At 63.1% G+C, this 26004-nt stretch carries 19 protein-coding genes and 1 pseudogene; 13 read left to right on the top strand and 7 right to left on the bottom strand.

Annotated features, from left to right (window positions below; all coding sequences use genetic code 11):
- Window positions 1–3684 (top strand): AAA family ATPase, encoded by a 3684-nt coding sequence (locus AC1AUD_RS03200; protein ID WP_476572016.1) that lies wholly within the window; start codon window positions 1–3, stop codon window positions 3682–3684.
- A gap of 447 nt (window positions 3685–4131) precedes the next feature.
- Here the strand turns inward: AC1AUD_RS03200 and AC1AUD_RS03195 are convergent, their stop codons facing one another.
- On the bottom strand, window positions 4132–5133 hold the full coding sequence (locus AC1AUD_RS03195; RefSeq protein ID WP_476572014.1) for a lipid II:glycine glycyltransferase FemX: 1002 nt from the start codon (window positions 5131–5133) through the stop codon (window positions 4132–4134).
- Window positions 5134–5189: 56 nt separating this feature from the next.
- Window positions 5190–6779, bottom strand: coding sequence for a UDP-N-acetylmuramoyl-L-alanyl-D-glutamate--2,6-diaminopimelate ligase (locus tag AC1AUD_RS03190; RefSeq protein WP_476572013.1), 1590 nt, complete (start codon window positions 6777–6779; stop codon window positions 5190–5192).
- Window positions 6780–6945: 166 nt separating this feature from the next.
- Here AC1AUD_RS03190 and AC1AUD_RS03185 point away from each other — a divergent pair, with 166 nt between their 5' ends.
- On the top strand, window positions 6946–7626 hold the full coding sequence (locus AC1AUD_RS03185) for a sigma-70 family RNA polymerase sigma factor (protein ID WP_476572566.1): 681 nt from the start codon (window positions 6946–6948) through the stop codon (window positions 7624–7626).
- Complete coding sequence (locus AC1AUD_RS03180) at window positions 7623–7976, top strand: hypothetical protein (RefSeq protein WP_476572011.1); 354 nt, start codon at window positions 7623–7625, stop codon at window positions 7974–7976. The genes AC1AUD_RS03185 and AC1AUD_RS03180 overlap by 4 nt, the downstream gene beginning before the upstream one ends.
- A 107-nt stretch (window positions 7977–8083) precedes the next feature.
- On the opposite strand, the gene AC1AUD_RS03175 is transcribed toward AC1AUD_RS03180, so the two are convergent.
- Both AC1AUD_RS03175 and AC1AUD_RS03170 read right to left on the bottom strand, forming a co-directional pair.
- A complete protein-coding gene (locus AC1AUD_RS03175; protein WP_003817083.1) occupies window positions 8084–8158 on the bottom strand; it encodes a 50S ribosomal protein bL37 in 75 nt (24 codons plus the stop codon).
- Window positions 8159–8291: 133 nt separating this feature from the next.
- A complete protein-coding gene (locus AC1AUD_RS03170; RefSeq protein WP_476572010.1) occupies window positions 8292–9245 on the bottom strand; it encodes an aldose 1-epimerase family protein in 954 nt (317 codons plus the stop codon).
- A 133-nt stretch (window positions 9246–9378) separates the two neighbouring features.
- On the opposite strand from AC1AUD_RS03170, the gene AC1AUD_RS03165 reads away from it, so the two are divergent.
- The gene (locus tag AC1AUD_RS03165) at window positions 9379–10350 is read left to right on the top strand and encodes a 4-hydroxy-3-methylbut-2-enyl diphosphate reductase (protein ID WP_476572009.1); all 972 of its coding nucleotides are present in this window, start codon (window positions 9379–9381) and stop codon (window positions 10348–10350) included.
- A gap of 3 nt (window positions 10351–10353) precedes the next feature.
- Here the strand turns inward: AC1AUD_RS03165 and ybaK are convergent, their stop codons facing one another.
- The 3 genes from ybaK to AC1AUD_RS03150 all read right to left on the bottom strand — a co-directional run bounded on the left by ybaK (window position 10354) and on the right by AC1AUD_RS03150 (window position 12955).
- The gene (gene ybaK, locus AC1AUD_RS03160; protein WP_476572007.1) at window positions 10354–10860 is read right to left on the bottom strand and encodes a Cys-tRNA(Pro) deacylase; all 507 of its coding nucleotides are present in this window, start codon (window positions 10858–10860) and stop codon (window positions 10354–10356) included.
- A gap of 78 nt (window positions 10861–10938) precedes the next feature.
- Window positions 10939–11997, bottom strand: coding sequence for a type I glyceraldehyde-3-phosphate dehydrogenase (gap, locus tag AC1AUD_RS03155; protein ID WP_476572006.1), 1059 nt, complete (start codon window positions 11995–11997; stop codon window positions 10939–10941).
- A gap of 217 nt (window positions 11998–12214) precedes the next feature.
- Window positions 12215–12955 carry a thiamine diphosphokinase gene (locus AC1AUD_RS03150; protein ID WP_476572004.1) on the bottom strand — a complete coding sequence of 247 codons (741 nt, stop codon included), beginning with the start codon at window positions 12953–12955 and terminating at the stop codon, window positions 12215–12217.
- Between the two features lie 114 nt (window positions 12956–13069).
- Between AC1AUD_RS03150 and AC1AUD_RS03145 the strand changes: the two genes are divergently transcribed.
- The 9 genes and pseudogenes from AC1AUD_RS03145 to AC1AUD_RS03105 all read left to right on the top strand — a co-directional run bounded on the left by AC1AUD_RS03145 (window position 13070) and on the right by AC1AUD_RS03105 (window position 25711).
- Window positions 13070–14770, top strand: coding sequence for a spermidine synthase (locus tag AC1AUD_RS03145; protein ID WP_476572003.1), 1701 nt, complete (start codon window positions 13070–13072; stop codon window positions 14768–14770).
- 271 nt (window positions 14771–15041) lie between these two features.
- Window positions 15042–15782 carry a translation initiation factor IF-3 gene (gene infC, locus AC1AUD_RS03140; RefSeq protein WP_476572001.1) on the top strand — a complete coding sequence of 247 codons (741 nt, stop codon included), beginning with the start codon at window positions 15042–15044 and terminating at the stop codon, window positions 15780–15782.
- Window positions 15763–15957 carry a 50S ribosomal protein L35 gene (gene rpmI, locus AC1AUD_RS03135; protein WP_476572000.1) on the top strand — a complete coding sequence of 65 codons (195 nt, stop codon included), beginning with the start codon at window positions 15763–15765 and terminating at the stop codon, window positions 15955–15957. The genes infC and rpmI overlap by 20 nt, the downstream gene beginning before the upstream one ends.
- A 48-nt stretch (window positions 15958–16005) precedes the next feature.
- Window positions 16006–16389 (top strand): 50S ribosomal protein L20, encoded by a 384-nt coding sequence (gene rplT / locus AC1AUD_RS03130; RefSeq protein WP_476571999.1) that lies wholly within the window; start codon window positions 16006–16008, stop codon window positions 16387–16389.
- Window positions 16390–16592: 203 nt separating this feature from the next.
- Window positions 16593–18305 carry a Y-family DNA polymerase gene (locus AC1AUD_RS03125; RefSeq protein ID WP_476571997.1) on the top strand — a complete coding sequence of 571 codons (1713 nt, stop codon included), beginning with the start codon at window positions 16593–16595 and terminating at the stop codon, window positions 18303–18305.
- A complete protein-coding gene (locus tag AC1AUD_RS03120) occupies window positions 18305–18535 on the top strand; it encodes a hypothetical protein (RefSeq protein ID WP_476571996.1) in 231 nt (76 codons plus the stop codon). The genes AC1AUD_RS03125 and AC1AUD_RS03120 overlap by 1 nt, the downstream gene beginning before the upstream one ends.
- Window positions 18536–18774: 239 nt before the next feature.
- Entirely contained in the window at window positions 18775–19614 is an 840-nt protein-coding gene (locus tag AC1AUD_RS03115; protein ID WP_476571994.1) for a LytTR family transcriptional regulator DNA-binding domain-containing protein, read from the top strand.
- 307 nt (window positions 19615–19921) lie between these two features.
- Window positions 19922–21211, top strand: a pseudogene (locus AC1AUD_RS03110) (collagen-binding domain-containing protein); the annotation flags it as partial.
- Window positions 21212–21307: 96 nt separating this feature from the next.
- Window positions 21308–25711, top strand: a complete 4404-nt coding sequence (locus AC1AUD_RS03105; protein ID WP_476572564.1) for a Spy0128 family protein — start codon at window positions 21308–21310, stop codon at window positions 25709–25711.
- Window positions 25712–26004 lie beyond the last annotated feature (293 nt).

Genomic DNA, 26004 nt, shown 5'->3' with positions numbered 1-26004 from the left:
ATGTATCTGAAGGAACTCGACCTGAAGGGCTTCAAATCCTTCGCCTCGTCGACGACGCTGCGCTTCGAGCCGGGCATCACGGCCGTCGTCGGCCCCAACGGCTCGGGCAAGTCGAATATCGTCGACGCGCTGACATGGGTGATGGGCGAGCAGGGCGCGAAGAACCTGAGGGGCACGTCGATGGAGGATGTGATCTTCGCCGGCACATCCTCGCGTCCGCCGCTGGGGCGCGCGCAGGTGTCGCTGACGATCGACAACACCGACCGCACACTCGACATCGACTACACCGAGGTGACGATATCGCGCACGATATTCCGCAACGGAGGCTCGGAATACGCGATCAACGGCTCGCAATGCCGTCTGCTGGATATCCAGGAATTGTTGAGTGATACGGGCCTGGGCCAGCAGATGCATGTCATCGTCGGGCAGGGCCGGCTCGACGCGATCCTCAAGGCCGATCCGTCGGGGCACCGCGCCTTCATCGAGGAGGCTGCGGGCATATTGAAACATCGCAAGCGCAAGGAACGCGCGTTGCGCAAGCTGAGCAATACCGAGGCCAATCTGTCGCGTCTCGACGATCTGTTGGGGGAGATCCACCGTCAGTTGGGGCCGCTCGGGCGGCAGGCGCGTGTGTCCCGGCGGGCCGATTCGATACAGGTGTCGCTGAGGGATGCGCAGGCGCGACTCTACGCCGAGGATGCGGTCACGGCGATGCGGCGGCGCGACCAGGTGCGCGCCGAACTGCTTGAGGTGCGCGGGCAATTGTCCGAGGCGCAGCATGAGCTCGCCAAGGTCAAGGTGCGCATCGAACAGGTCGAGGCGCTGGGGGCCGAGTCCAGCCCGGCCATCGACCGGGTCAACCAGACATGGCGTTCCCTGACGCAGATCCGCGAACGGCTCGCCTCGCTTGGCGCGCTCGCCGAGGAACGCGGGCGTTCGCTGCTCGGGCAGATCGTTACGAATATGGGCGAGGATCCGGATATCCTTACCAAACGCGCCGACGAGCTCGAGGAGCAGGCCCAAGCTCAGGCGAAAACCGTGGACGATGCGCGACTGGCGCTCGATAAGGCCACCGAGACCCGCGCCGATGACGAGCGCCGACTTGCTTCGATCCGCCAGACGCTGACCGAACTGCGCAAAACCGCCGCCGAACGCGACGCCCGGATCGCCAAGCTGCGCGAGCTCATCGCGCGCGAGGAATCCGCCGTCGAGCTGGCCGACACCCGGGCCAAGGACTTCGCCGCGCAACGCGAGGGTTTGGATGCCAATCGCAAGGAAGCCGCGGCGCAGTTGGAACGATTGACTGCCGAAGCCGAGGCCGTTGACGATGACGGGGGTAAATCGCTTGACGAGGCGCGCGCCCTGCTGACCGAACGGCGCGAAGGACTGAACGCGCTGCTGGACCGTCAGCGCGACCTGCAATCGAAGATCATCTCGCTGAAGGCCAAGGCCGACGCCCTGAACGACACCTTGGAAAGCCGCAACGCCTCCGGTTCGCTGGCCTCGGACGAAACCGTCGGAGCCTTGGGCCGGCTGACCGACTTCATCCGCGTCGCCGACGGCTGGGAGGAGGCCGTCGCGCACGCCCTCGACCAGTTCGCCGGCGCGCTGGTCGTGCCGGGCGAGGCCAATATGCTGCGCGCCCTGGAAACCGCCAAAACAGACAAGCTCGGCAAAGCCGTTGTGCTCGCGGCTGATATGGCCGGTGTAGGTGGCGGCGCGCGCAGAGCCATCGGGGGAGAGGATTCGCTGGCCGCTCTTGTCTCGCCGAATCCCGACGCCGATGACCAGACAAGGGCCCGAGCCGTCGTCGACGCCGTGCGGCTGTTGCTTGAAGGCACGGCTGCCGCAGTTGATGGTGCAGTGCAGGCGCAGCAGTTCGTCGCCTCTGGACGGTTCACGCGCGCCGTCACGCAGGATGGCGAGGTCTTCGCCGCGGGTGTGGCCGCGGTCGGCGGTTCCTCGCTGTCGCAAAGCGACCTGTCCTTGGCGGCCCGCCGAGACAAGGCTCTGGCCCAGGTCAAATCTCTCGAACAGGAAGCGCAGGGCGTCGAGGCCGAGGTCGAGGCCGCCAAAGCGGCGCGCGACGAGGCCAGCCGTGCCGTCGACACTGAATCCACACGTCGCACCGAGGCCCGACTCAAAGCCGAACAAGCCGCCAAATCCCTGAAGGATGCCGAGGCACGCGTGACAAGTCTTGATCGTCAGATCGCAAGCCTTGACGAGCGCATCGCAGCCTCCGGCGACGAGGGACAATCCCATCGAGACAAGCTCGAGGATCTCCGTCAGGCATTGGAATCCGCCGAACAAGCCACTGACGCGCATGCCGACCCCGAGGAGCTGACCAAACGCGAACGCGAGCTGGAATCCGCGCTGTCCCTAGGCCGTGAGCACGAGGTGGCCGCGAAGATCGCCTGGACCGAGGCCAGCCGCAAGGCCGAATCGCTGGTCCGCCAAGCCGGTCTGCTGCGTGGCAACGCGCGCGAGGCCGTCGAACGGCGCGCCCGCATCGAAGCCCTGAACGCCAAGCATCGCGCCGAATCCGAACGTCTTCGGGCCATCGCTTCGGACGCCACGCAGGTGACCGCCATGGTCGAGCGATGCATCGCCGAGACGGTCGCCAAGCGCGAGGAATTGCAGGCCGCCGCTTCCAGCCACGACAAGGAGCTCAAGGAGCTGCGCGTGCAGCGCAACGCCATCGAGCCGAAGGTCACCGACCTCAACGGACGGGAACATGCGCTCGATGTGAATCGCGAACGCCTTGCGGCCGAATATGGCCAGCTCACCCAGCGCGTGCAGGACGAGCTTGGCATGGCATTGGAGGAACTGGTGCGCGACTACGGCCCCGACGTGCCGGTGCCCGTGCTCGACGATGACGGCCGACCTGTGCCGGTGGAGGATTCTTCGACTCCGGCCCTCCGGCCCTCCGCTCAGAATGACAGCGGCCCCTCCACTGTCATCCTGAGCGAAGGCGAAGCCGGAGCCGAAGGATCTCCCGAGACTCAATACAAAACCGTGCCCTACGACCGCAAGGAACAGACCAAGCGCCTCGAGAAGGCGAAGCGCGACCTCACTGCCCTGGGAAAGGTCAACCCTCTGGCCACCGAGGAATACGACGCGCTGCAGGAGCGCAACAAGTATCTGAACGACCAGCGCGCCGATGTGGCCAAGTCGCGCGACGACCTCATGCAATTGATCCGCGACCTCGACTCGACGATGGTCGAAGTGTTCCGTTCCGCCTTCGATGACACGGCCGCCGCCTTCGAAACGATGTTCGGCACGCTGTTCCCCGGCGGCCGTGGCCGCCTGCGCCTCGAGGACCCGGACGATATGCTGACCACCGGCGTCATCGTCGAAGCCAGCCCGGCGGGCAAGCGCGTCAAGCAGCTGAGCCTGCTCTCCGGCGGCGAGCGAAGCCTGACCGCGTTGGCGCTGCTCTTCGCGATCTTCACCGCGCGTCCGAGCCCGTTCTACGTGATGGACGAGGTGGAGGCAGCGCTCGACGACGTGAACCTGACGCGCCTGATCAACGCCTTCAACCAGCTGCGCGAACACGCCCAGCTCATCATCATCACCCACCAGCAGCGCACCATGTCCATCGCCGACGCGCTTTATGGCGTCACGATGCGCGCCGACGGAGTGACGGCCGTCGTCTCTCAGAAATTGGATGCTGAGCGGCGCTGAATGGTTGCGCCGGGAAGTGCCTGGCTGAGTGCCTAGTGGGTTGTATTTGTGAGGTTGCGTTTTCGTGGGCGTCCGGTGGGGCGGCGGATATATTGCCTTGGACACACTCAAGGCCGTTCGGCCAAGCCTACGGTCCAAGACAATATATCCGCCGCCCCACCTCGAAACGTTCCCTTCCGTTCCGCTCCACTACAGCGGAAGGCGCGTCGACTATATATGGGAATCCCGAGCCGACGGAAAAGGGACGGGAAAGAAAGAAAACGGAAGCGGAGAATCTTACGAGGCGGCCGGTCGGATACCCTGTATCCGACCGTAAAGACTTGGCCAGAGCGGCCCGGAGCGTGTCGAATATAGGGTATCCGACCGGCCGCCGGACACCCCACAAAACGCAAGATTACGTATGCAAAAAACGGTGTGCGCAAACGTAATGTCATGCGCATAAAAGAATTATTTCCGCAGCGCCTTCCGCACCTTCTGCGCCGTCCGCAGCGCCGCATAGAACCCGCGCTTGACAGGCACGTCGCGTCCGGGCGCGACGGGAGAGGTCCCCTCGGCGAACTTCGTCTTGAAGGTGTTGAGCGACTTGAGCGAGGGCGCGAAGTCGTTGCCGATGCCCATCAGATCGATCGCCTCGCAGCCCTCCGCCGACAGCGCGCAGCAGATCGCATAGAGCAGTTTGTCGGGCACCAGCTCGCGGCGCACCTCGGTGCCCGAGCACGCGTAGTAATACACGGCGCGCGGCCCGTTGACGGTGACGATCGACCACGCGACAACGCGTCCGTCGATGCGTGCGGCGAACAGACGCGCATGCTCCGGCCCCAGGGCGCGCAGCATATCCGTGTAATCGCTTGCCGGGGCGGGGGCGAACCCGTCGCGCGCCGCCGTCTCGACCATCACGTCGTAATACTCGGCGAAATCCTCGGCGGCGCGCGCGGTCTCCTCCGCGCACTCGGCCGGGCTTTCGCGCAGCGCCTTGCGCACATCGCGGCGGCCGCGCTTCTTCATACGCGCCAATATCTCGTCGTCTCCGCCCTCCAGGGACACGACGACGGTCTCGTCATAAGGCACCGTCGAAAGCACCGGGAACGTGCCGGTCTCCTCCCACAGGTCGATGCGAAGGAACGCGACCTTGCCGTCGCGCTTCCTCACATAGGCGACGAGCGCCTCGACGAACTCGCGTTCCAGCGCCGCGTCCGGCCTGTCGCCGACCCACACCGGCCCGTGCGTCGAACGCAGGTAATGGTATCCATGCGTCTCATAGTCAATCAGCGACAGGAACGCGACCGTCTCGCCGCCGCGGGTGACGGCCAGCGCGCCCCACGGCGTGCGGCCGGTCACATCCGCCTGGAACGCCGCCCACGCGGCGGTCTGCTCGATCGGCAGCGCGACGCCGGCCGCCTGGGCCCGCTCTTCCATCTGCTGCGGGGTGATGCCTTCGAATGCGATCATGCCTATGCCTTCCCGACGTTGAACGCCTGTTGGAATATATGAAAAATATGGAACCGTCAGACAGCCTGCGGCAGTCCGAGCAGCCGGCGCACGATATGGTCGTCGCCTTCGTATGGCGCATGCTTGCCGTCGATCTTGATCCAGCGCTCCTCGCCCTTGCCGATGACGAGGATGACGGCGGGATGGTCGGCGCTCGCGTGCTCGCGCGCGTCGTCGACGGCCATCGCGATGGCCTTGGCGCGGTCGAGTTCGATATCGCAGGTCACGCGCGGATTGCTGAGATAACCGCGCATCTCCTCGCAGATGTCGAGCATCGATTCGCCCACCGTGTCCTCCTGCGTGAGGATGATGCGGTCGGCGCCGTTCTCGACGCCGCGGATGATGCCCTCGCGCCGGTCCACGGCCTTGTCGCCGACCGAGCCGGTGACGACGATGATCCTTGGGTTCAGGCCGGCGTATTTGCGCTGCACGAACTCCATCAGCGTGCGCGTGCTCGCGTAGTTGTGCGCGTAATCGACGTAGGCGGTGATGTCTCCCGCCTGGAAACGTTCCATGCGCCCCGAGATCCGCACCTGCCCGACCGCGGCGAAGGCGGTCGAATCGGCGGGCACGCCGGCCGTGCGCGCGATGGCGATGGCGGCCGCGGCGTTGGCGGCGTTGAACCCGCCCTCCAATTCCAGCTCCACATCGGCGAGGGCGCGGCCGTGTTCGGCGAAATGATATCGGGAGGCGCGCTCGTCGATAACCGCGGCGGTGAAGGCGGCGGTTTCGCCGGTTTCGGCGCCCGCGTCCGTGCCTGTGCCTGTGCCGGTACCAGGCCCGGCGAAGGCGACGACCGGCACGCCCGCGTCCTCGGCGTCCTCTCGGATCAGATCGCCATGCGCGCAGTCGGCGCCCAGCACCAGCGCGCGGCTGTTGGCGACGATCCGGCGCTTGCAATCGAGATAATCCTCGAAGGTCGGATGCTCGATCGCGCTGATGTGATCGGGGGAGATGTTGAGGAACGCGCCCACGTCGAAGGTCAGTCCGGCGACGCGCTCGACCTTGTAGGCCTGCGAGGAGACCTCCATGACCAAGTATTCCATGCCGTTGTCGACGGCCTGGCGCATGAGGCGGAACAGGTCGAGGGATTCGGGGGTGGTCAGTTCGGATTCGACCCATGTTCGTCCGTCCACGCAGTTGTCGACGGACGAGAGCAGCGCGCAGCGCCCGCCCGAGTGGGCGCTGAGAATCGCCTGCGTGAAGTATGCGGTGGTGGTCTTGCCCTTGGTGCCGGTGATGCCGACGAGCGTGAGCTGGTCCTGCGGGCGGCCGTGGAATTCGGCGGCGAGCAGCGCCATCGCGCGGCGCACATCGTGGACGATCAGGCCGGGGGCTCCCGTGCGCTCGGAGAGGTCGGTTTCGGCGACATAGGCGGCCAGTCCCTTGTCGTCGGCGCCGTCGAGATATTCGGGGCGGAACCGGCCCTTGCAGAACAGCAGCGTTCCGGGGATGATGGCGCGTGTGTCGTAGGTGATGTCGGCGAAGGGCTTGTCGGCGTCTGCGATGCGCTCCGGACGCAGCGTCCAGGTGTCGCCGTCGATGATCTCCCGCAGCAGATGGTGCCTTTCGAGCAGCCGCGCGGCCGATGCGAGCGTCAGTGACATGCCCCGTGTTCCTCCTCTTATCCGGTCCGTCTGAAGACCGCCGTCCATTCTACCTTTCGCGACCGTCGCGAAAGGGACGGATATATGCGTATATCGTGCATATATCGACGCGCATCCGTGCTTTCCGCTAGCATGGGGGACCGTGACCGAGGCAGGCAAGGAGACGATGGCGGAGCGCCGCGCGCGTTTCGAAAGCCTCGCCATGCCCGCCGTCGACGCGCTCTACCGGCAGGCCATGAGGCTGACCAACGACCCGGACGACGCGCAGGATCTCGTGCAGGACACCTTCGAGCGCGGATTCAAGGCCTTCGATTCCTTCAAGCCCGGCACCAACTTCGAGGCGTGGATGACCACGATCGAACGCAACGCGTATTTCAACCAGTGGGCGAAGGCCAAGCGCCGTCCGCAGCGGGCCAACGATGGTTCGGGCGAATACGACGACTGGGACATCTACGCCGCTTCCGAGCACACGGGGGAGGGGCTTAAATCGGCGGAGGACGAATATCTCGACGCCTTCGCCCCCGAGGAGATCATGAAGGCTCTCGGTCGGCTGAGCCCGGAGCGCAGGCAGGTCTTCATCGACACGGCCATCGACGGCAAGTCGTATCGTCAGGTCGCCGAGGAGCAGGGCGTCAAGATCGGCACCGTGATGAGCCGGCTCAACCGCGCCCGCGCCCAGCTGAAGCGCGAGTTGGCGGCCTATGCGAGGGAGCTGGGATACGGTGGTTCACCTTCCGCGCAATCGCAGGCGAAGGCGCGTGCGGACGGCGCGGCGAACGGTCATAATGGAGAGGAAAGAGGACGCGGCGAAGGCCGCGCCACGACGAAAGGCGAAGGTCGGCGATGAACGGGATGATCGAACGGCATGTCACGGTCACGCGGCGGTCGGCCGACGGCGTCAGCCGCGCCGATGTGCATGTCACCGAGCATGTCTCCGGGCTGCGCGAGGCCTCGAACGAACTCGAGGACCCCGGATCATGCCGCGCCGATCGCACGATTCATGCGGTCATCCGGCAGGATCGGCATGACGCCGCGGACGCCGGCGACTGCTTCGACCCGTCCGTCTGCTGTTCCAGGCGCGAACAGGCGATGATCGCCGCGCTGCGGGCCTATCTGCGCCCCGACCAGGCCCCCGAGTGTCTGCTCAGTCGTCTGCGCGCCTGCCTCGACGATTGCTGCGCCCAGAACCGCGGTTGAACGAGGCGGTCGAGGCATCGGCCGACGGAATGCGATGACACGGAACAAACGAAGGCCCGCCAAGCATGAGCTCAGCGGGCCTTCCCACGTCTCTATGACGTCAAGGATCAGGCGTTGGGGCGCTTGCCGTGGTTGGCGGCCTTCTTACGACGATCCTTGCGCTTACGTCCGCGCATGCCCATGATGGACTCCTTTACTTACGATTAATAAGCCTACGGGATTATCGCACACCCGCCCGACTTGCGTCCAGCCCGTGTCCGTGAGGCGGCCGTTGCACCGGGCCGCCTCACGGACACGGGCTTGGTTCGGCCCGGCTCAGCGCTGCTCGGCGGAGATGAACAGCTTGGTCGTGCTGGTCTCGCCCGGCTTGATGACGATGAGGTCCTTGCCGGTGTTGAAGGCGTTGGCATAGGCGGTCTGCGGTTCGACGGCCGTGCCCGCCGGGTGCATGAACGCCGGGAACTTGGTGCCGGTGCACACCTGGAAGGAGGTGACCGTCTCGTCGCCGCCGACCGTGATCGTGAGGCCGTCGGGACGCTCGAAGGTGGCGGCCACGGTGCCGTCGGCCTCGTGGCGCACATCGGTCCAGGCGTCGTCGAAGGGCTGCTCGGTCAGCAGGGCGCCGGCGTTGAAGTCGTACTTGGTGCCCTTCACCGGCTCGGTGCCAGTCGGGATGAGGTTGTCGTCCACGGTGACATGCGTGTCGGCGGGCACGGTCAGCTTGCACTGCGCGTTGTGTCCGTCGATTTCGTCGCCGTAGCCGTTGAAGCCGTTGTCGAGCCATGGGTGGATTGCCAGGGCCCACGGCGCGTTCGCGTCGCCGTTGTTGTAGGCGCTTACCGTGATCTTCAGTCCTTCGTCGGTGACGGTGTGCGTGGCCGTGACGATCACGTCGAAGGGATAGCCGTTCATATTCGGCACGCGCCAGGACTGCGTGACCGAATCCTCGGTCAGCGACTCAAGATGCCAATAGGAGCGATAGCCGTAGCCGTGGATGGCGGTGTTGCGGTCATGCTCGTCGATCGGCAGTTCGTAGGTCTTGCCCTCGAAGGTGTAGGTGCCGGCGGGGATGCGGTTCGGGAACGGGACCAGCAGCTGGCCGTGGCAGCAGGTGATCGGATCGTCGGGGCCGAGCGGGACGATCACGTTCTTGCCCTGATAGGTCACCTTGCGCATGGTCGCGCCGAGCTCGGTGATGACGGCCTCCCAGTCGCCGTGGCGGATGGTGTACTGCTGGCCGGTGCGCGGCGGCAGGTTCTTGCATGCCATAATGCTTCACTCCCATGTGTGTGCTGGTCCGGTAACGGATGTTACCGCTAACACATACAGTCTACCGCGCTTCGATCCCCGGGCGCGTCAGCCGTTAGACTGGTGGTTCGGAACATCGATCGGAAGGGAACGCATGACCAAGCGCATCATATTGGCCGATCCGCGCGGTTTCTGCGCCGGCGTGGACCGGGCCATCGAGACGGTGGACACCATCCTCAAGACCGCGGGCGCGCCCCGGCCCGACGGGCTGCCGCCGGTATACGTGCGCCGGCAGATCGTCCACAACCGCCATGTCGTCGAGGAACTGGCCGCGCGTGGCGCCGTCTTCGTCGAGGAACTGTCCGAGATTCCCGACGAGGCCGCGGCCGTCGGCGTTCCGGTCGTCTTCTCCGCGCACGGCGTGGCGCCGGCCGTCGCGGCCGAGGCCGCGGCGCGCGGACTCAACGTCGTGGACGCCACCTGCCCGCTGGTGAGCAAGGTCCATCGCGAGGTGCAGCGTTTCGCCCGGAGCGGATATGAGATCGTCTACATCGGGCACAGGGGGCACGACGAGGCCGTCGGCGTCGTGGGGGAGGCCCCGGACCATGTCCATCTGATCGAACGCGCCGAGGACGTGGCCGGGCTGCGTTTCGTTCCCGGCACCAAGCTCATCCTGCTGACGCAGACCACGCTGAGCGTCGATGAGACCGCCGATGTCATCGACGCGCTCAAAGCACGTTTTCCGTGGATCGAGGAGCCTCCGGCCTCCGATATCTGCTATGCCACCTCGAACCGGCAGACGGCCGTCAAGCTCGTCGCCGAACGCTCGGACGCCGTCGTCATCGTCGGCTCGGCGAATTCCTCGAATTCCGTGCGCCTCGTCGAGGTCGCCCAAGAGGCGCTCGGGGACCGGGGCGCCGCGCATCGCGTGGACGACGCCACCGAGATGGACCCCGCGTGGTTCGACGGCGTGAAGGCCGTGGGTGTCTCCTCGGGCGCCTCCGTGCCGGACTCCTTGGTCACCGGCGTCGTCGAGGCGCTCCAAGGGCTTGGCTTCGTCGAGATCTCCTCGGTCGAAACGGTGAGGGAGACCATGCATTTCGTGTTGCCCAAGGGATTGCGCTAAGCGTCACCACGTTCCGATCGGCGCGACGATCGCGTCGAGGACGGCCACCAGATCGGCCGGGGCCAGTCCGACTGAGAACCCGCGTTTGCCGCCGGAGACCAATATCTCGTCGTGTTCCATCGCGGAGGCGTCGAGCACCGTCTTGTGCCGCGTGCGTTCGCCGAGCGGCGAGATGCCGCCGACCACATAGCCGGACTCGCGCATGGCGACCTTCGGATCGGCCATCGTCGCCTTTTTCGCCCCGACCGCCGCGGCCAAGGCCTTCAGATCCATATGCCCGCTCACCGGCACCACGCCCACCACACGCTCGTCGCCCACATCGGCCATCAGCGTCTTGAACACCTGCCGCTCGTCGAAGCCGAGCTTGCGCGCGGCCTCCAAACCGTATCCGTCATCCATATGATCGTTCGAATGCTCGTATTCGTAGGTCCGGAACCCGACCCCGGCGCGCTCCAACTCGACGGTCGCCGGCGTGGATCCCGCGCCCTTGTCATGCTTCTTCTTGCCCATGGCATCCGTTCTACTACGAAGAAACCCCCGCGCGGGGCGGGGGTTTCGTTCAGTGATTCGCGCTCAGACGCGACGGTCTCACTCGGAGATCTCGGCGAAGTAGAGCAGGGTGCGGATCATGTTGGAGGTGAAGCCGTACTCGTTGTCGTAGAAGGACACGGTGCGGGCCAGGGTCACGCCGTCAACGGTGTTGACGTCGGTCTGGGTCGGATCGAAGACGCCGCCGTGGGTGTCGCCGATGATGTCGCCGGAGACGATGCCCTCATCGTTGTAGCCGTAGTACTCGCAGTCGGCGAACGCGGCCTTGAAGGCCTCGTTGATCTCGTCGGCGGTGGTCTCGGTGTTGAGCACGGTGGTCAGCTCGGTGACGGAGCCGTCCGGCACCTGCACGCGCTGGGCATGGCCCTGCATCTTGCCGTTGACCTCCGGGACGACCTTGCCGATGGCCTTGGCGGCGCCGGTGGAGTGGGCGATGGTGTTGACGCCGGCGGCGCGCAGGTCGCGGCCGGACTTGGTGCCACGCGGGCCGTCCAGGATCATCTGAGTGCCGGTGTAGGCGTGGATGGTGGTCATGAAGCCGGCCTTGATGCCCCACTTGTCGTTGAGCAGCTTGACCATGGCGGCCATGGAGTTGGTGGTGCAGGAACCGGCGGAGACGATCACGTCGTCGGCCTTGAGGATCTCATGGTTCACGCCGAACACGACGGTCGGGGTGGTGGCGTCCTTGGCCGGGGCGGAGATGAGGACCTTCTTGGCGCCGGCGTTGATGTGGGCCTGGGACTTCTCGGCGGAGGTGTAGAAGCCGGTGCACTCGAGCACATACTCGACGCCGTCGTTCTTGACCCACGGGATGTTGTTGGCGTCCTTCTCGGCGTAGACCTTGTATTCCTTGCCGTCGACGACGATGGCGTCCTCGGTGGCCTTCACGTCGACCGGGGTGCCGTCGTCATGCTTGAAGGTGCCGTGGCTGGAGTCATACTTGAGCAGGTAGGCGAGGGCGGCGGGCGAGGTCAGGTCGTTGATGGCGGCGACCTCGATCTCACCGGCCTGGCCGCCGCGAGCCTGCAGCTCGAAGATGCGGCGGAAGGCGAGGCGGCCGATGCGGCCGAAGCCGTTGATACCAATCTTAACTGTCATGTGATTCTCCCTTGGGGATAGGCCTGGGCCCGCACGGCGCGCCTCGGCCGGTGTTTGTGCAACGTGGCCCAGTCTAGTGCCCCGGCTGTACGTTCGCCAACGTCGGGCGGGGTGTGTCTTGCAAGGATGTGAGCGCTCACATGGAACTTGTGCGGTCGGCGCGGCGTCTTCGGCGCGGCCAGAGCACATATCCGCGGAGCACCGGTGAACCGCTCGGTCAGATGGGCTCCGCGGTCTCCTCGCGCACCAGCAGGGAGGAGACCTCAGTGTCCAAAGGTCCCAGATCTCCCTCGAAGGCATGGAAGCGCTCAATCGAGGGGAGGGGAACATCGGCGGGGAAGACGACGACCAGCGTGCCATCGCTCACCGAAATCGTCGCCGGCCGGCCGGGCAGGAACTCATTGCTTACGCCTTGGGCGGATGTCGCGGGCAGCTCGCCGTCGCGCAACTCGTATTTGAGGCCCGGCTCGTTCACCCCGCGCGAGACGTCCGTGTGGGAGAACACCGAAACCATTGCCCCCGGGCGCGGGTCGTGCGCGGCGAAATGCAGCGCGCCATCCGTGATGGCCGTGACGATCTGCCCATCGCCATGCAGGAATGCGACGCCGCCGACCGAGGCGACCTTCGCCAGCAGCGCGACATTCGCCAGCGTGTGGTCGATCCGCCCGCCGAGCCCGCCGTATATATGGAATGCGCGGCAGCCGGACGTCCAGCCGATCTTGAGCGCCGAAAGCATATCCGGGTCATCCTTCAACGGCGGCAGCACGACGGTGCGGGGAGCTTTCGGCGGCGCGCCCGCCAGCGAATCGAAATCCCCCACCACCACATCCGGTTCGACGCCCAGCGCCCGGGTATGGTCGAGCCCTCCATCCGCGGCCACCACGAACGCGCCAGCCGGCACAGCCGGCGTCTCATCGTAATATTCCCCCGCGCCGAACACCACGCATACCTTGTCCATGGCTGCCTAGTGTAGCTGCCTACGGAAATCCGCGCTGCTAGTCTGGTGCCATGGCCGGCGCATTGACGGATCGCCGAACGATGCCAGCGAACGCATGCAGATGGAAGGAAGGCGATGGCAGTCAAAACCCAGGCCAGTGAACGGCCGATCCTCAAATCGAAGATCTTCCTCTATATCACCGAATTCTTCTCCGGCATGGCCGTCATGGCCGCCGAACTCGGCGCTTCCCGCCTGTTGGCGCCGTATTTCTCCAGCTCGCAGATCGTGTGGACCATCATCATCGGCACCATCATGATCGCGCTGGCCCTGGGCGCCGTCTTCGGCGGGCGATGGGCCGACCGGGACCCCAACCCGGACAAGCTCTATCTGCGCATCATGGGCGCGGCCGTGTGGATCGCGCTGATCCCGCTCGTCGGCAAATTCGTGATCCTGGCGATATCGGGTCTGCTCATCGTCACCGTGTCGACGAATTTCCTCGTCGTCGCGGCCTTCGTCTCCTGCATGATCGTCTTCGTGCCGCCGCTGTTCCTGCTGGGCACCGTGACCGCCGGCCTCAACAAATTCGCCACCGATTCGCTCGACGACAACGCCTCCGTGGTCGGCCGGCTTTCCGCCTGCAACACGATCGGCTCGATCCTCGGCACCTTCCTGCCGACTTTCGTGACCATCCCGGCCGTCGGCACCTTCGTGACCTTCCTGATCTTCTCCGGCGTGCTGCTGGCCATCCCGATCGTCTACTTCGTCTCGCTCAAGGCCCGGCGTCTGGCCTGCGTGGCCTCCGTCGTGGTCTTCGCCGCCACGAGCTGCCTGTCGCCGCTCACCGGCTTCGCGTTCTGGGAGCGCGGCGACGCGCTTGCCTACGAAGGCGAATCGATCTACAACTACCTGCAGGTCAAGAACCTTTCGGACCGCACGATTCTGTCGACCAATGTGCTCTTCGGCGTGCAGTCCGTCACGATGAAATCCGACGGCCTGACGGGAATGTACTACGACACCGCGCTCGCGGCGCCGGCGCTGGCCGAGCACGCCGATTCCGCGCTGATCCTCGGCATGGGCACCGGCACCTATGCGCGGCAATTGCGGCGATACTACCCTGACATGGAGGTCACGGGCGTCGAGATCGACGCGAAGATCACCAAGCTGGCGGGGGAGTATTTCGGCGAACCGGCCGACGTGCCGGTGTCGACCTACGACGGGCGCGCGTGGCTGTCCGCCTCCCAGGATCGCTATGACGTGATCATGGTCGACGCCTATCAGGACATCACGATTCCGTTCCAGATGAGTTCGACGGAGTTCTTCGAACAGGTACGCTCTCATCTCAATCCCGGCGGCGTGATGGTGGTCAATATGAATATGATCTCCGACGGCGAGGATTCGATCAACGAGGCGCTGGAGTCGACGATTTCCTCGGTGTTCAACCGTGATGACTCGACGGGTGCCGTGGCGACGGCCGATGTGGGTGGCAATACGAACCGCGAGCTGTTCGCGATGGCGCCGAGCGTTGCCGATGGCAAGGGGGATCGCGGCGTCAGCGAGTTGTCCGAACGCATCGCGCATCTGGAACACACGACCCTCGCGCGCACCGGCGATGTCGAGCTCGCTGATTTCATGGCCGGTGTGGCGTCGCGAGCCAACACCGTGCCCGCGCCGGGCGACGACGGCTTCGACGGGTCCGCCGTGCTCACCGACGACCATGCGCCCGTCGAGGTGCTCGGCATGAAGGCCATCGACAATATCATCGCCGAGCAGGCGGGACCATATCGGGACATCCTTCGTAAGCAGGGAATCGGTGGCTTGCTCGACGCGCTGCAGTAGTGCGAGAGACAAGGTTTGTCCGTTTTGCCTGTTTTTGTCCGGGGGCGTGGTAATATAGCTCTTTGCTATTGCGAAATAGAAAGCGGGGCAACCCCACCTGGAAGCCTTTCAAGGCCTCGGGTTCAAGGCATGGCCTGTTTCCGCCGATTGTGGCGAAACGAAGGCTGGTATGACACGCAAGGTGTCCGTCGAAAGCGGCGTCAATATGACGCGGACTTTTGGCATGCCATGAATCCGGTGCTGTGAATGGAATCCATATGGGTGCGGCCCTGTGAGGAACACAGCGAGGATTGGAGTCATCATCAGCGACGAACCACGCATTAACGACGAGATTCGCGTCTCGCAGGTGCGCCTGATCGGCCCGAACGGCGAACAGGTCGGCGTCATCGCGACCACGGTCGCGCTCAACCTGGCGAAGGAAGCGAACCTCGATCTCGTCGAGGTGGCGCCCAACGCGAAGCCTCCGGTCGCCAAGCTCATCGATTACGGCAAGTTCAAGTACAACGAGAAGATCAAGGCCCGCGAGGCCCGCCGCAATCAGAGCACGGCCGAGATCAAGGAGATCCGCTTCCGCCTCAAGATCGACGACCACGACTTCGAGGTGAAGAAGGGGCATGTGACCCGCTTCCTCAGCGGTGGCGACAAGGTCAAGGTCACCATCATGCTGCGCGGCCGCGAGCAGTCCCGCCCGATCGGCGGCGTGGAGCTGCTGCAGCGCCTTGCGGCCGATGTCGAGGAATACGGCACCATCGAGTCCCAGCCCAAGCAGGATGGCCGCAACATCATCATGACGCTTGCGCCCAAGGGCAAGAAGGTGCACACCCAGTCCGAGCAGCGCCGCCGCGGCGATCAGTCCCGCGCCGAGCGCCAGGCCCGTCAGGCCGCGCGCCTCGCCGCCAAGCAGGAGGCCCAGAACGCGGCCGCCGCCGAGGCCAAGGCGAAGGTCGCCAACACGACTTCCGAACAGAAGAACAACACCAAGGAGAGCAGCAATGCCCAAGATGAAAAGTAACTCCGCCGCTTCCAAGCGCGTCCGTCGCACCGGCACGGGCAAGCTGATGCAGGTCGGCTCCGCCATGCGCCACAACCTCGAGCACAAGTCCGCCCGCAAACGCCGCGCCCTCAAGGCCGACGCCGTCATCCCGGGGCCGCAGACCAAGAAGCTGAACCGTCTGCTCGCCAAGTGAGCGCCCGTTCGAGTTTAGAGACGAAATAGAAAGCTGAGGAAATAGATTATGGCACGTGTCAAGCGCGCAGTGAACGCCCACAAGAAGCGTCGCGTCGTTCTCGAGAGGGCCTCCGGCTACCGCGGCCAGCGCTCCCGTCTGTACCGCAAGGCCAAGGAGCAGCTGTTCCACTCCTTTAACTACAACTTCCGTGACCGCAAGGCCCGCAAGGGTGACTTCCGCAAGCTGTGGATCCAGCGCATCAACGCCGCGGTCCGCGCCGAGGGCATCACCTACAACCGCTTCATCCAGGGTCTGCGCCTGGCCGGCATCGAGCTGGATCGCCGCGCCCTCGCCGAGATCGCCGTCTCCGATCCGGAGACCTTCAAGGGCATCGTGGAGGCCGCCAAGGCCGCCCTGCCCGAGGATGTCAACGCGCCGGTGGCCGCCTGACGCCTTGGATCCCGAGTCGTCGTCCCGGTTGATGGCGACTGTGGTCTGAACGTTTCCCCGAACCCCGCTGTCCCCTTCGGCAGCGGGGTTCGCCGTATCCGTGCCGCCATTGCGCGGGACACGCTGTTAGAACATCTGTTCTAAATATTTGATATGCTATGGATATTAGGACATATGTTCGAATATATGGAGGAGGTGGAACGATGGTAAGGGCGGCCGATGACGGTCGGGCGCGGGCCTATATCGCGATCGATCTGAAATCGTTCTATGCCTCCGTCGAATGCGTGGACCGCGGGCTGGATCCGCTGACGACGAATCTGGTGGTGGCCGACGAGTCGCGCACGGAGAAAACAATCTGTCTGGCGGTTTCGCCCTCGCTCAAGGCGCATGGCATCGGTGGGCGAGCCCGGCTGTTCGAGGTGGTCGAACGGATGGGGCAGGTCAATGAGATGAGGCGGCTCAAGGCGCCGGGGCACCGGCTGGTCGGCCGGTCCTGCGATGCCCGCGATCTTGCGCGCAATCCTCGGCTCAAGGAGACCTATGTCATCGCCCCGCCGCGCATGGCGCATTACATGCGGGTGAGCGCCGAGGTCTATGGCGTCTATCTGAGGTATGCGGCGCCCGAGGACATCCATGTCTATTCGATCGACGAAGTGTTCATCGACGCGACGCGCTATCTCAAGGCCAGGGGCATGGGCGCGCATGAGATGGCGCGGGCCATCGTGCGTGACATCGTGGCCCGCACCGGGCTGACCGCCACGGCCGGCATCGGCACGAATCTCTATCTGGCCAAGGTGGCGATGGATATCCTCGCCAAACACGAGCCCGCCGATGCGGACGGCGTGCGCGTCGCCGAACTCGACGAGCGTTCCTATCGGGAGCGGCTGTGGGCGCATCGGCCGCTGACCGATTTCTGGCGGGTCGGGCGCGGATATGCGAGGAAGCTCGAGGCGAAGGGCCTGCTGACGATGGGGGACATCGCCCGATGTTCGCTTGGGCGGGCCTCGGACTTCCTCAATGAGGATCTGCTCCACCGCATGTTCGGCGTCAACGCGGAGCTGTTGATCGACCATGCCTGGGGCTGGGAGCCGACGACGATCGCGGATATCAAGGACTATCGGCCGGACGGGCATTCGATCAGCTCCGGGCAGGTGCTCACGGGGCCGGCAGACTTCGACACAGCCCGACTCATCGTCAAGGAGATGGCCGATTCGCTGTCCCTTGACCTTGTGGACAAGGGACTGGTGGCCGGGCGTCTCACGCTGGCCGTCGGCTATGACATCGCGAGCCTCGACGCGGATAAGCTCGACGCCTGCACCGACGAGGGGACCAGACGTTTGGCACGCAGGGCCGCGCGCGAATACGCCGGACCGGTGTCCATGGACCGGTATGGTCGGCGCACGCCCAAGCCCGCGGCCGGGTCGGTCGGGCTGGGCGTGCGCACCTCGTCGTCCACGCGGTTCCGGCAGGTCTTCGCCGCGCTGTGCGACGCGCATGTCAATCCGCTGCTGCTGGTGCGGCGCATCACCGTCATCGCCGACGATCTGTCCGCGGCCTCGGCTCCCGACGGCGTGGCGCTCGGTGGTCATGCCTACGAACAGCCCGATCTTTTCGACGAGGAGTCTGGGAACGCAGGTTCGTCAGGTCTTGATGCGAATGGGGGATGGCTGGCTGACTCTGCATATGCTGGTGCTGGTGCTGGTGGAACTAGTGTGTGCTGCCGGTTGGGTGGTGATGCTTCCCATGCCTCGATGGGCTCGGGAAAGCGCTCGGATTCTTCCGAGGCGGATGTTCAGCAGGCGCTTCTCGACATCAAACGCAAATTCGGCCGCAATGCGGTCATCAAAGCAATGGACATGGAGCCTGGCGCCACTGGCCAGGACCGCAACCGGCAGATAGGAGGTCATCTCGCCTGATGCCCGACGAACCGATCGACCGATACCGAGACATGCTCGGGCTGCCGCATCATGTCTCGCATCGCTATGCGCCGATGAGTCGGCACAACCGCGCCGCCCAGTTCATGCCCTTCGCCGCCCTCACCGGCTATGAGGCCGTCATTGAGGAGGCCGGTCGACGCAATGCTGAGGCCATCGCCCGCGCCGACGAGCCAACCGATGGCATCCGGGAAGGGTGGTTGCCCAGCTGACGGAAGAGACGGAGACGTCGGCCAAAGATTGCTCTGGTGCTCGCCAGCGCTTACTGCCGTTTTGCGACGGCGAATGGCGACGTGAGGGAAGCAACGTATGCGTGGATCGCAGAATATCCCGCGCATGTGAACCACTGATGTCAAGAATCGCCACGTTCATGCCATGAATTTGGCCGTCGAAAGGAGCGCGCATAACGTAATCGTCGTCATCGAATTCACGTGTTCGGGGGAGATGCGTTGTGGCGGCTTTGACTGATTCCTATGACGCGCCGGCCATGACGCTCCACTTCATGAAGGCGTTCTATCAAGGCGATGTCGAGTGGCTGTCCGAGGCGCTTGCCGATGACTTCGTTGGCATTGGCGCCCAATCCGACCAATTCGCCCTCTCCAAGCATGATGTGCTGGTCAACTGCACGCATATGCCACGCATGGTCATGTCGGATTGCGACTTCCGGCAGGTCACGAAAACCGGCGCGATGCGTGTGGTCGACGGGAGATACAGCGCATACGTCGATCCGTCCGAACGGATGACCTTCGCCTCCGAACAACGCGTCAGCTCGGTATGGCGCGAGGAATCCGATGGCCTGCGTATGATTCATGCACATTTGTCGAATCCGATGGAGCAGGTGTTGGAAGGCGAAAACTTTCCCTCCGCGTACGCCAAGAAAACCATGCGGTATCTCGAACTGGTGGGCCAGCAGAAGCATTACCGCAATCAGATCGAATTCGTGGACATCGGTGGAACGCAACATATGCTCCGGATGTTCGACATCGTCTTCATCGAAGCGAAGAGGCAGGATTGCCTCATCCGGCTGGCCGACCGGACGCTTCGCGTGCACGAGGGTTTCGCGCGGCTTGCCGTGCGCGCGGGGCTGTCGGTCGCCAGCGGTTTCGTGCAGGTGCATCGCAGTTTCTGGGTGAATGTGCTCTATGTGCAGTCGGTGGGCACCGAGGATGTGCTGCTGACGACGGGAGACCATGTGCCAATCGCGCGGCGTCGGCGTCGCGAGATCCTTGACGCGATTCATGCGGCGCGCACCGAGGCGACTTTTTCGTTGAAACCCGGTGTGGATGAATAAGCCCTCCCGCTCTTGGGGGCTGTGTCATGTTTCCCTGACGTGTTCGTGAGGACGTGGGGATGTTCGCTTTTGTTTGGATGATCCTGACAATGTTTGGTTTTGCGAGATTTCGCTGTGTCCCTCGTACATTTGGATGATCGAGGATTGCGTTCCATGCGCTGGCGGCACGGCCCTGTTCGCCCGGGGATAGCGTGGAACCATGGCGGCTCGATGATGCGTCTCCATATGCCCATCCGTCGGTGAGGACGGGCGGGCTGGCCGAAACCATCGGCCTGGCATCGCGCCGACACAACAAAGGGTGAGAACAATGCGTAGAACCACAGCACAATATCGTGGCAGCTCCCGCACAAGGGGCGCGCCGAATGACAACTCCACAAAAGTCACGCGAACCATCTGGGCCCGTGTGGTGGCAGGCATCGTCGCCTCCACCATGCTGGGCAGCCTCGTGGCCCCGGTTGCCATGGCCGAGGAACCGACGGTGCCCATCGAGGCCTCTCCTCCGGCCACCGGCCAGCCCATCGAAACCGAAGAAAGGATGCTGTCTGGTAGTAGTTCCGCGGATGGTGTGATTTCCGAGTTCACGGGATCCGAAATGAGCGGCGATACTCTCGGGGACAATGAGGTCCTTGGGGGCACAGGAGCTGAAACGGGCAGCGACAGCCTTGGGAACGATGAGATTCCTGCGGGTGATGAGGTTTCTGGCGGAGATGAGGAGTCCTTGGAAACGGAATCGTTGGAGGCCGAGTCCCAGGCAGCCGGATATACTGACATCACTTTCGGTGGCAATGTGGGTGATGAAACCTACGATTCAATTCTTGGTGACGCGAAGTATTTCAATGTCGTAGCTAACCGTTGGTTGCAGAGCGAGGCGCAAACTAACGCCGCCGTCGGAACCATTGAACCCAGTGACCAAGTTGGAGACAATTTGAGCGGTTTAGGCCGGCAGATTTGGGTGGTCGGTGCCATCGAGGGCAACAATCCTCTGAAAATCAAGGAATATGAAACCGACCTCTATCTGGGTAAGGGGCACGAAACCAAGGTAGAAAATCTCAAGGAGCATGGATTCGCTGGTACCAAGGTGAACCTGTACTCTCACTCTGTTGCCAGCATCCAAGCATGGGTACGAGGTGTGATTGAGGGCGTTGCCGCGCGTTCGCAGGCTCTTGCCACAAAATCTTCGCTTGCGGCGGGCATGTCATTGCCAACGCCAAACACCAACAGCCAGCCGGCCAATCAGACGACTACCAACTATGAGCTGGATTTCTGTGACAAGTCCGATGGTACGTATTACGTCGATGTGACGTCGATTTACGATCATCTCGATCAGGGCGGCTTGAACATCCTCAAAAAAGAGAGCCAGACGGTGGTTCTGAACTATACAGGAACTTCGCTGCAATTTAAACGGTACCGTATCAATGGCAAGCAAAGCACCGAAACGTTTGCCGATGCTTCCACTGTTATATGGAACATGCCCAATGCTATGAGTGTTGATTGGGCTGCGAATGCGACGGGCACATTCCTTGCGCCGAAGGCCGAAGTGACCATGTCGAATGGGCCCGGTGCCGGTTGGATTGTTGCTAATACCTTCAACAATATGGGTGGACAGGAGTGGCACAGCACTTGGCGCCCGACTATTCCAACGCCGGAACCTGAACCTAACAATGCGACGGGCCGCCTGACTGCCACCAAGACGGTGGTTGATGACAAGGACATGACCAAGCAGCTGGACATTGCCGATTACAACGGCAAGTTCACCTTCACGGTTACGCCACAGGGCAATGCACCTGCGCCTTCGAAGGGCCCCCAAGTCACCAATGCCAACGGTGTTGTCGATTTTGGCACCATCACTTTCACTAAAGCGGATACCTATGTCTACACGGTCAAGGAGACCAAGTCCACCGCCGATGGCGTGACCATCGACGGCAGCGTCTACACTGCCACCTTCGAGGTGAGCGAGGCCGATATCCAGAATGGCGCGACGATCACTCCGACCATCACTAAGAATGGTGCTTCGGCCGAAGGTGATGTCATCGCGTTCGTCAACAAGCGCACAATCCCCGAACCAAGTTCGGCGACAGCGCAGTTCCTGGTGGAGAAGCGGTTGGATGGCGATGCTGATGTCCTGAAGAACGAGACATATACCTTCGAACTCAAGGAGGGCGATAAGGTCATCGATACGGTGGACATCAAGGGCTCTGGCAGCAATAAGTTCAAGGAGCTTTCCTACGACGAGGTGAGTGAGCATACGTACACCATCACCGAGAAAGCCGGAACCAACGACAAGATTACGTATGACAAGACCGTCTATACGGTGAAGGTCAACGTCACTGGTCCCAACTCTGAAGGTAAGCTCCAAGCTTCGACTGAATATCTGGTTGGCGATAAGCCGGCTAACAAGCCGGTCTTCACCAACCATGCGGTTCAGCCTGACGAGGTGGTGCTGAAAGTTGACAAGACTCTAGCAGGTAACAATACAGAGTCACTCAAGAACCGCACCTTCACCTTCGTGCTTGAGCAGATCAAGGGCGATAAGCGCATCGAGATCGACACGACCACGGTCACAGGTGAAGGCGAGGCTTCGTTCAAGCCGCTGTCTTTCGATACGAAAGGCACGTACCACTACGAAGTCACCGAGAGGGCGACCGAAGGCGATGGCGTTGTCTATGATGCTTCCGTCTACAAGGTCACGGTAGAGGTCGTCCGCGAGGGTGACGCTCTGAAGGCAACGGCCAGCATCGCCAAGGATGGCGCGTCCTATACCGAGGACGACATGCGATTCGAGAATTCCGTGCGAACCACCGAGGCCTCTGTGTCGTTCCGTGGCAAGAAGATCGTCGAGACCGCTGACGATTCGACTTGGACCTTTGAAAACGACCAATTCAAGTTCAGGTTGTCCGCTGCGCAGGGCACTCCGATGCCCGAGGGCGCCAAGCCCTGCAAAGGCGGCCGCACTTGTGTGGAGGTCGGCAACAAGGGCGATGCCATCGATTTCGGTTCGATTGACTTCACCGAGTCCGATCTGAAGGGCGCCGCAAGCCAGACCTTCACCTACACGGTGACGGAGCTTGACCCAGACCCTGCCATCGAAGGCATGGTCATCGACAAGGAAATCAAGACCATCGCTGTGACGTTGGACAAGGATGAAGACGGGAATCTTCAAGCAGTTGTTAATCCCAACACTGCACCTCTTTTTACCTTCACCAACACCATCCCCGACAAGCCCGAAGCGTCGTTCCGGCTTAAGGCGCATAAGACGCTCGAAGGCATATGGGAGGATGCAATCGGCATTAGCGAAAACCAGTATCAGTTCAATCTGGTGCAGATCGGCAAGGAAGAGGTCAAGGACTTCAATCCGGGCGACTGGAATGCCGATGGCTATCAGGAACTGGCGAAGCGCGAGATCGTCGCCTCGACGGTCAATGGCGAGTCTTCCGATCGTGAGAACGCGGATGCGCCGTTCCCCGAGATCGCGGTCGATGAGGCTGGAACCTACCACTACGTGATATACGAGGTAGCACCGGACGAGCTCAAGGATGTTGAAGTACCGTGGGAGTCGGAGATCTCCACTGTTCCCGGCCTCACCTATGACCTGGACATCGCCATGGTCACGGTTGAAGTCACCGAGGGAGCGGACGGCAAGCTTGCAGCTGAGGTGACCTATCTCAATGACGTTCCGGCCAAGGGCTCCTCGGATGCCAGGTTCGTGAATCGATATCTCGCTCCGCAGGGACGTTTCGCCATCAACGGCACGAAGCGTTTCGAAGGTGGCGTGATCAAGGACGGCATGTTCACGTTCAAGATTGAGACCGTGCAGCTGGATCTGGACGGAGACGGCACAATGGACACGGACCGAGGACCATTGCCTCCGAACGTAGACAAGTCGACCGGTGAGATAAAGAACAAGGGGGTTTCCACTGAGGATAGGACCGTGGGTGTGTTCCGGTCCGACGATATCAACTTCACCCGTCCCGGCGTGTATTGGTACAAGGTCACCGAGATCCCCGATTCCGATGCCGGTATCCGATACGACGACACGGTCTACTGGGTGCGCTTCAATCTGGTTGACTTTGCCGAGGACGAGGCAGTTGTGGCCGAGATCTTCAAGGGCGACAAGGATGCTCCGGATATCGAATCGGGCCCTCTGCCCGACGAGAGCACCGTCGACTTTGTCAACCACAGGATCGACGAGGAGCCTGGAGGAACTTCGATTCGGCTCAAAGGCAGGAAGTTGCTGGCATATGCTGGATCCAGCGAGTCGTTGAATTTCGAAGGCCACTACTCCTTCGATCTCTTCGACAAGAATCCTTCCGCCGAGGCTGGTGCCGAACCCATCAAGACCGCTTTCACGGACACGAATGGCAGATTCGAGTTCGCTCCCATCACATATTCGTATGATGAGAACGAGCTGAAGGGCGAGTTCCCGAAGACGTACGACTATTGGATCCGTGAGGTCAAGGGCGACGATCCCGGAATGACCTATGACACCCATATCACCAAAGTCACCGTTACGGTGACGAAGGACGATCAAGGTGTGAAGGCCAGCGCGTCGTATGACAACTCGACGCTGGGGTTCGCGGCGTGGAAGAAGACGACCGCCGAGGCCATCTTCGTCAATACGCCGCCATCGCCCCAACCTGAGTCCGGTTCACTACGCTTCAAAGCTAGCAAGCGCATGGCCTCCGGCTCGCTGGGAGACCGCACCTTCCGATTCACGTTGAAGGCGGAGAATTCGAACTCGCCGATGCCTGACGGCGCCAAGAATGGCGTGATCACCGTGACGAACAAAGGCGAGAGCGTGGACTTCGGATCGGTGACCTATACGGAGAAACATAAGGGCACGCATGTCTACACCATCAGCGAGGTCGCCGGCAGTGGTGGCTCCAACATCGTCTATGACAAGCGCGTCTATACGGCGACGGTCACCGTTGCTGTTGACGACAATGAAGTGCGCACGGACCTTGTCTACGCCGTTGTCGCCGGAAACGAACTGGGAATAGGCGAAGTGCCGGAGTTCGTCAACGACACGCCTCCGCCTCCCACGCCGGGCTCCAAGAGGCTCTCCACGTCGCTGCAGCTCAAGGTCCTGAAGATACTGCGAGACGAAACCGGCCAGGAACGTCAGTTCTCCGGGGAATTCGGCTTCGAGCTGGTCGACGGAAGCGGCAAGGTGATCGACACCGCGCGGACGGACGCCTCCGGCTGGGCCGTGTTCAAGAACCTGCCGACATACGAGGCATGGTCGACGCAACGGGACGGCGTGCTGGAGACCCATGTCTATTCGATACGCGAAATCGACGAAAGCGCCACACATCCGGACATCACCTACGACCGGCACGTCACCAAGGTCACCGTCACGGTGACCAAGAAAGGCGGCGCGCTCACGGCCACGGCGACGTATGACAACAGCGGCATCGTCACCGCGCCGGAATACGGCAAGGTGAGCGCATACGGCGTGTTCGTCAACATCGATCCGGTGGAGACCACCCTTGACGGACTCAAGGTCATGGTCGCGCCCGACGGCTCGACCAGCGCTCCGAAGAGCGGGCAATACCGGTTCAAGGTCACCGGCAAGGCCACCCCGTCCGACGAAGGCGTGAAGGACCTCAAGGCCCCGATGTTCTCCGGCGTTGGCGCGGACGGAGTGATCGCCAACATCGCCGGCGGGCGCATCCCCTTCGGCACGGTCGAGTTCGAGGCACCGGGCACCTACGTCTACACCATCCGCGAGCTGACGCCGGCCGATGGCGAGAAAGCGGTGGCGGGAGTCACCTACGACACGCGCGTGACCACCGTCACCTACGTTGTCAAGCGCAACGGCAGCCTCAAGGTCGCCTCCGCCACGATCGCACGCACGGGCGCAAACGGCAAGGCCGTCCGCGTAGGCGCGGTGCGGTTCGAGAACAGGACCACGCCGCCGCCCACGACAACCACCACGACCACGACGACGACCAAACGCCGTTATGTGCCAAGCACGACGACCAGATATTCCCTGGCACACACCGGCGTCGGCGTGACCGCGCTGCTCGTCGGCACGACCCTGCTGCTGGCGGCGGGCGTCACGGCGCTTGCCGTGGGCCGGGCCATCCGACGGAGGTGATGCCGCGCTTCCCGTAGCCTGAATCCGTCGGGAATCACGGGGCGGTGCGGCCTGGCGCATCGGCCAGCCTCCGCCCGTCCCGGTGCCGAACCTGCGCGGCGGGGCGCCTCTCCAGTATCGCCGCGCTTCTGAAACCGGCTCACGCTCACCCCGTGAGCCGGTTTTACCATGCCGTTCGACGCCCCATGACCGCCGTTGGTGCCCGAAATTTGATGGCACAGAAGGGACCCCCTATGGTGACCTTTGTATGCGTCCCTGCGGAGGGATGCATTTTTCTTGGGCGGCCGCGTGCG

This window comes from Bifidobacterium sp. LH_730, assembly GCF_056355835.1.
Note: the sequence above shows the minus strand (reverse complement) of the source record. Positions and strands in the feature narration are given on the sequence as shown.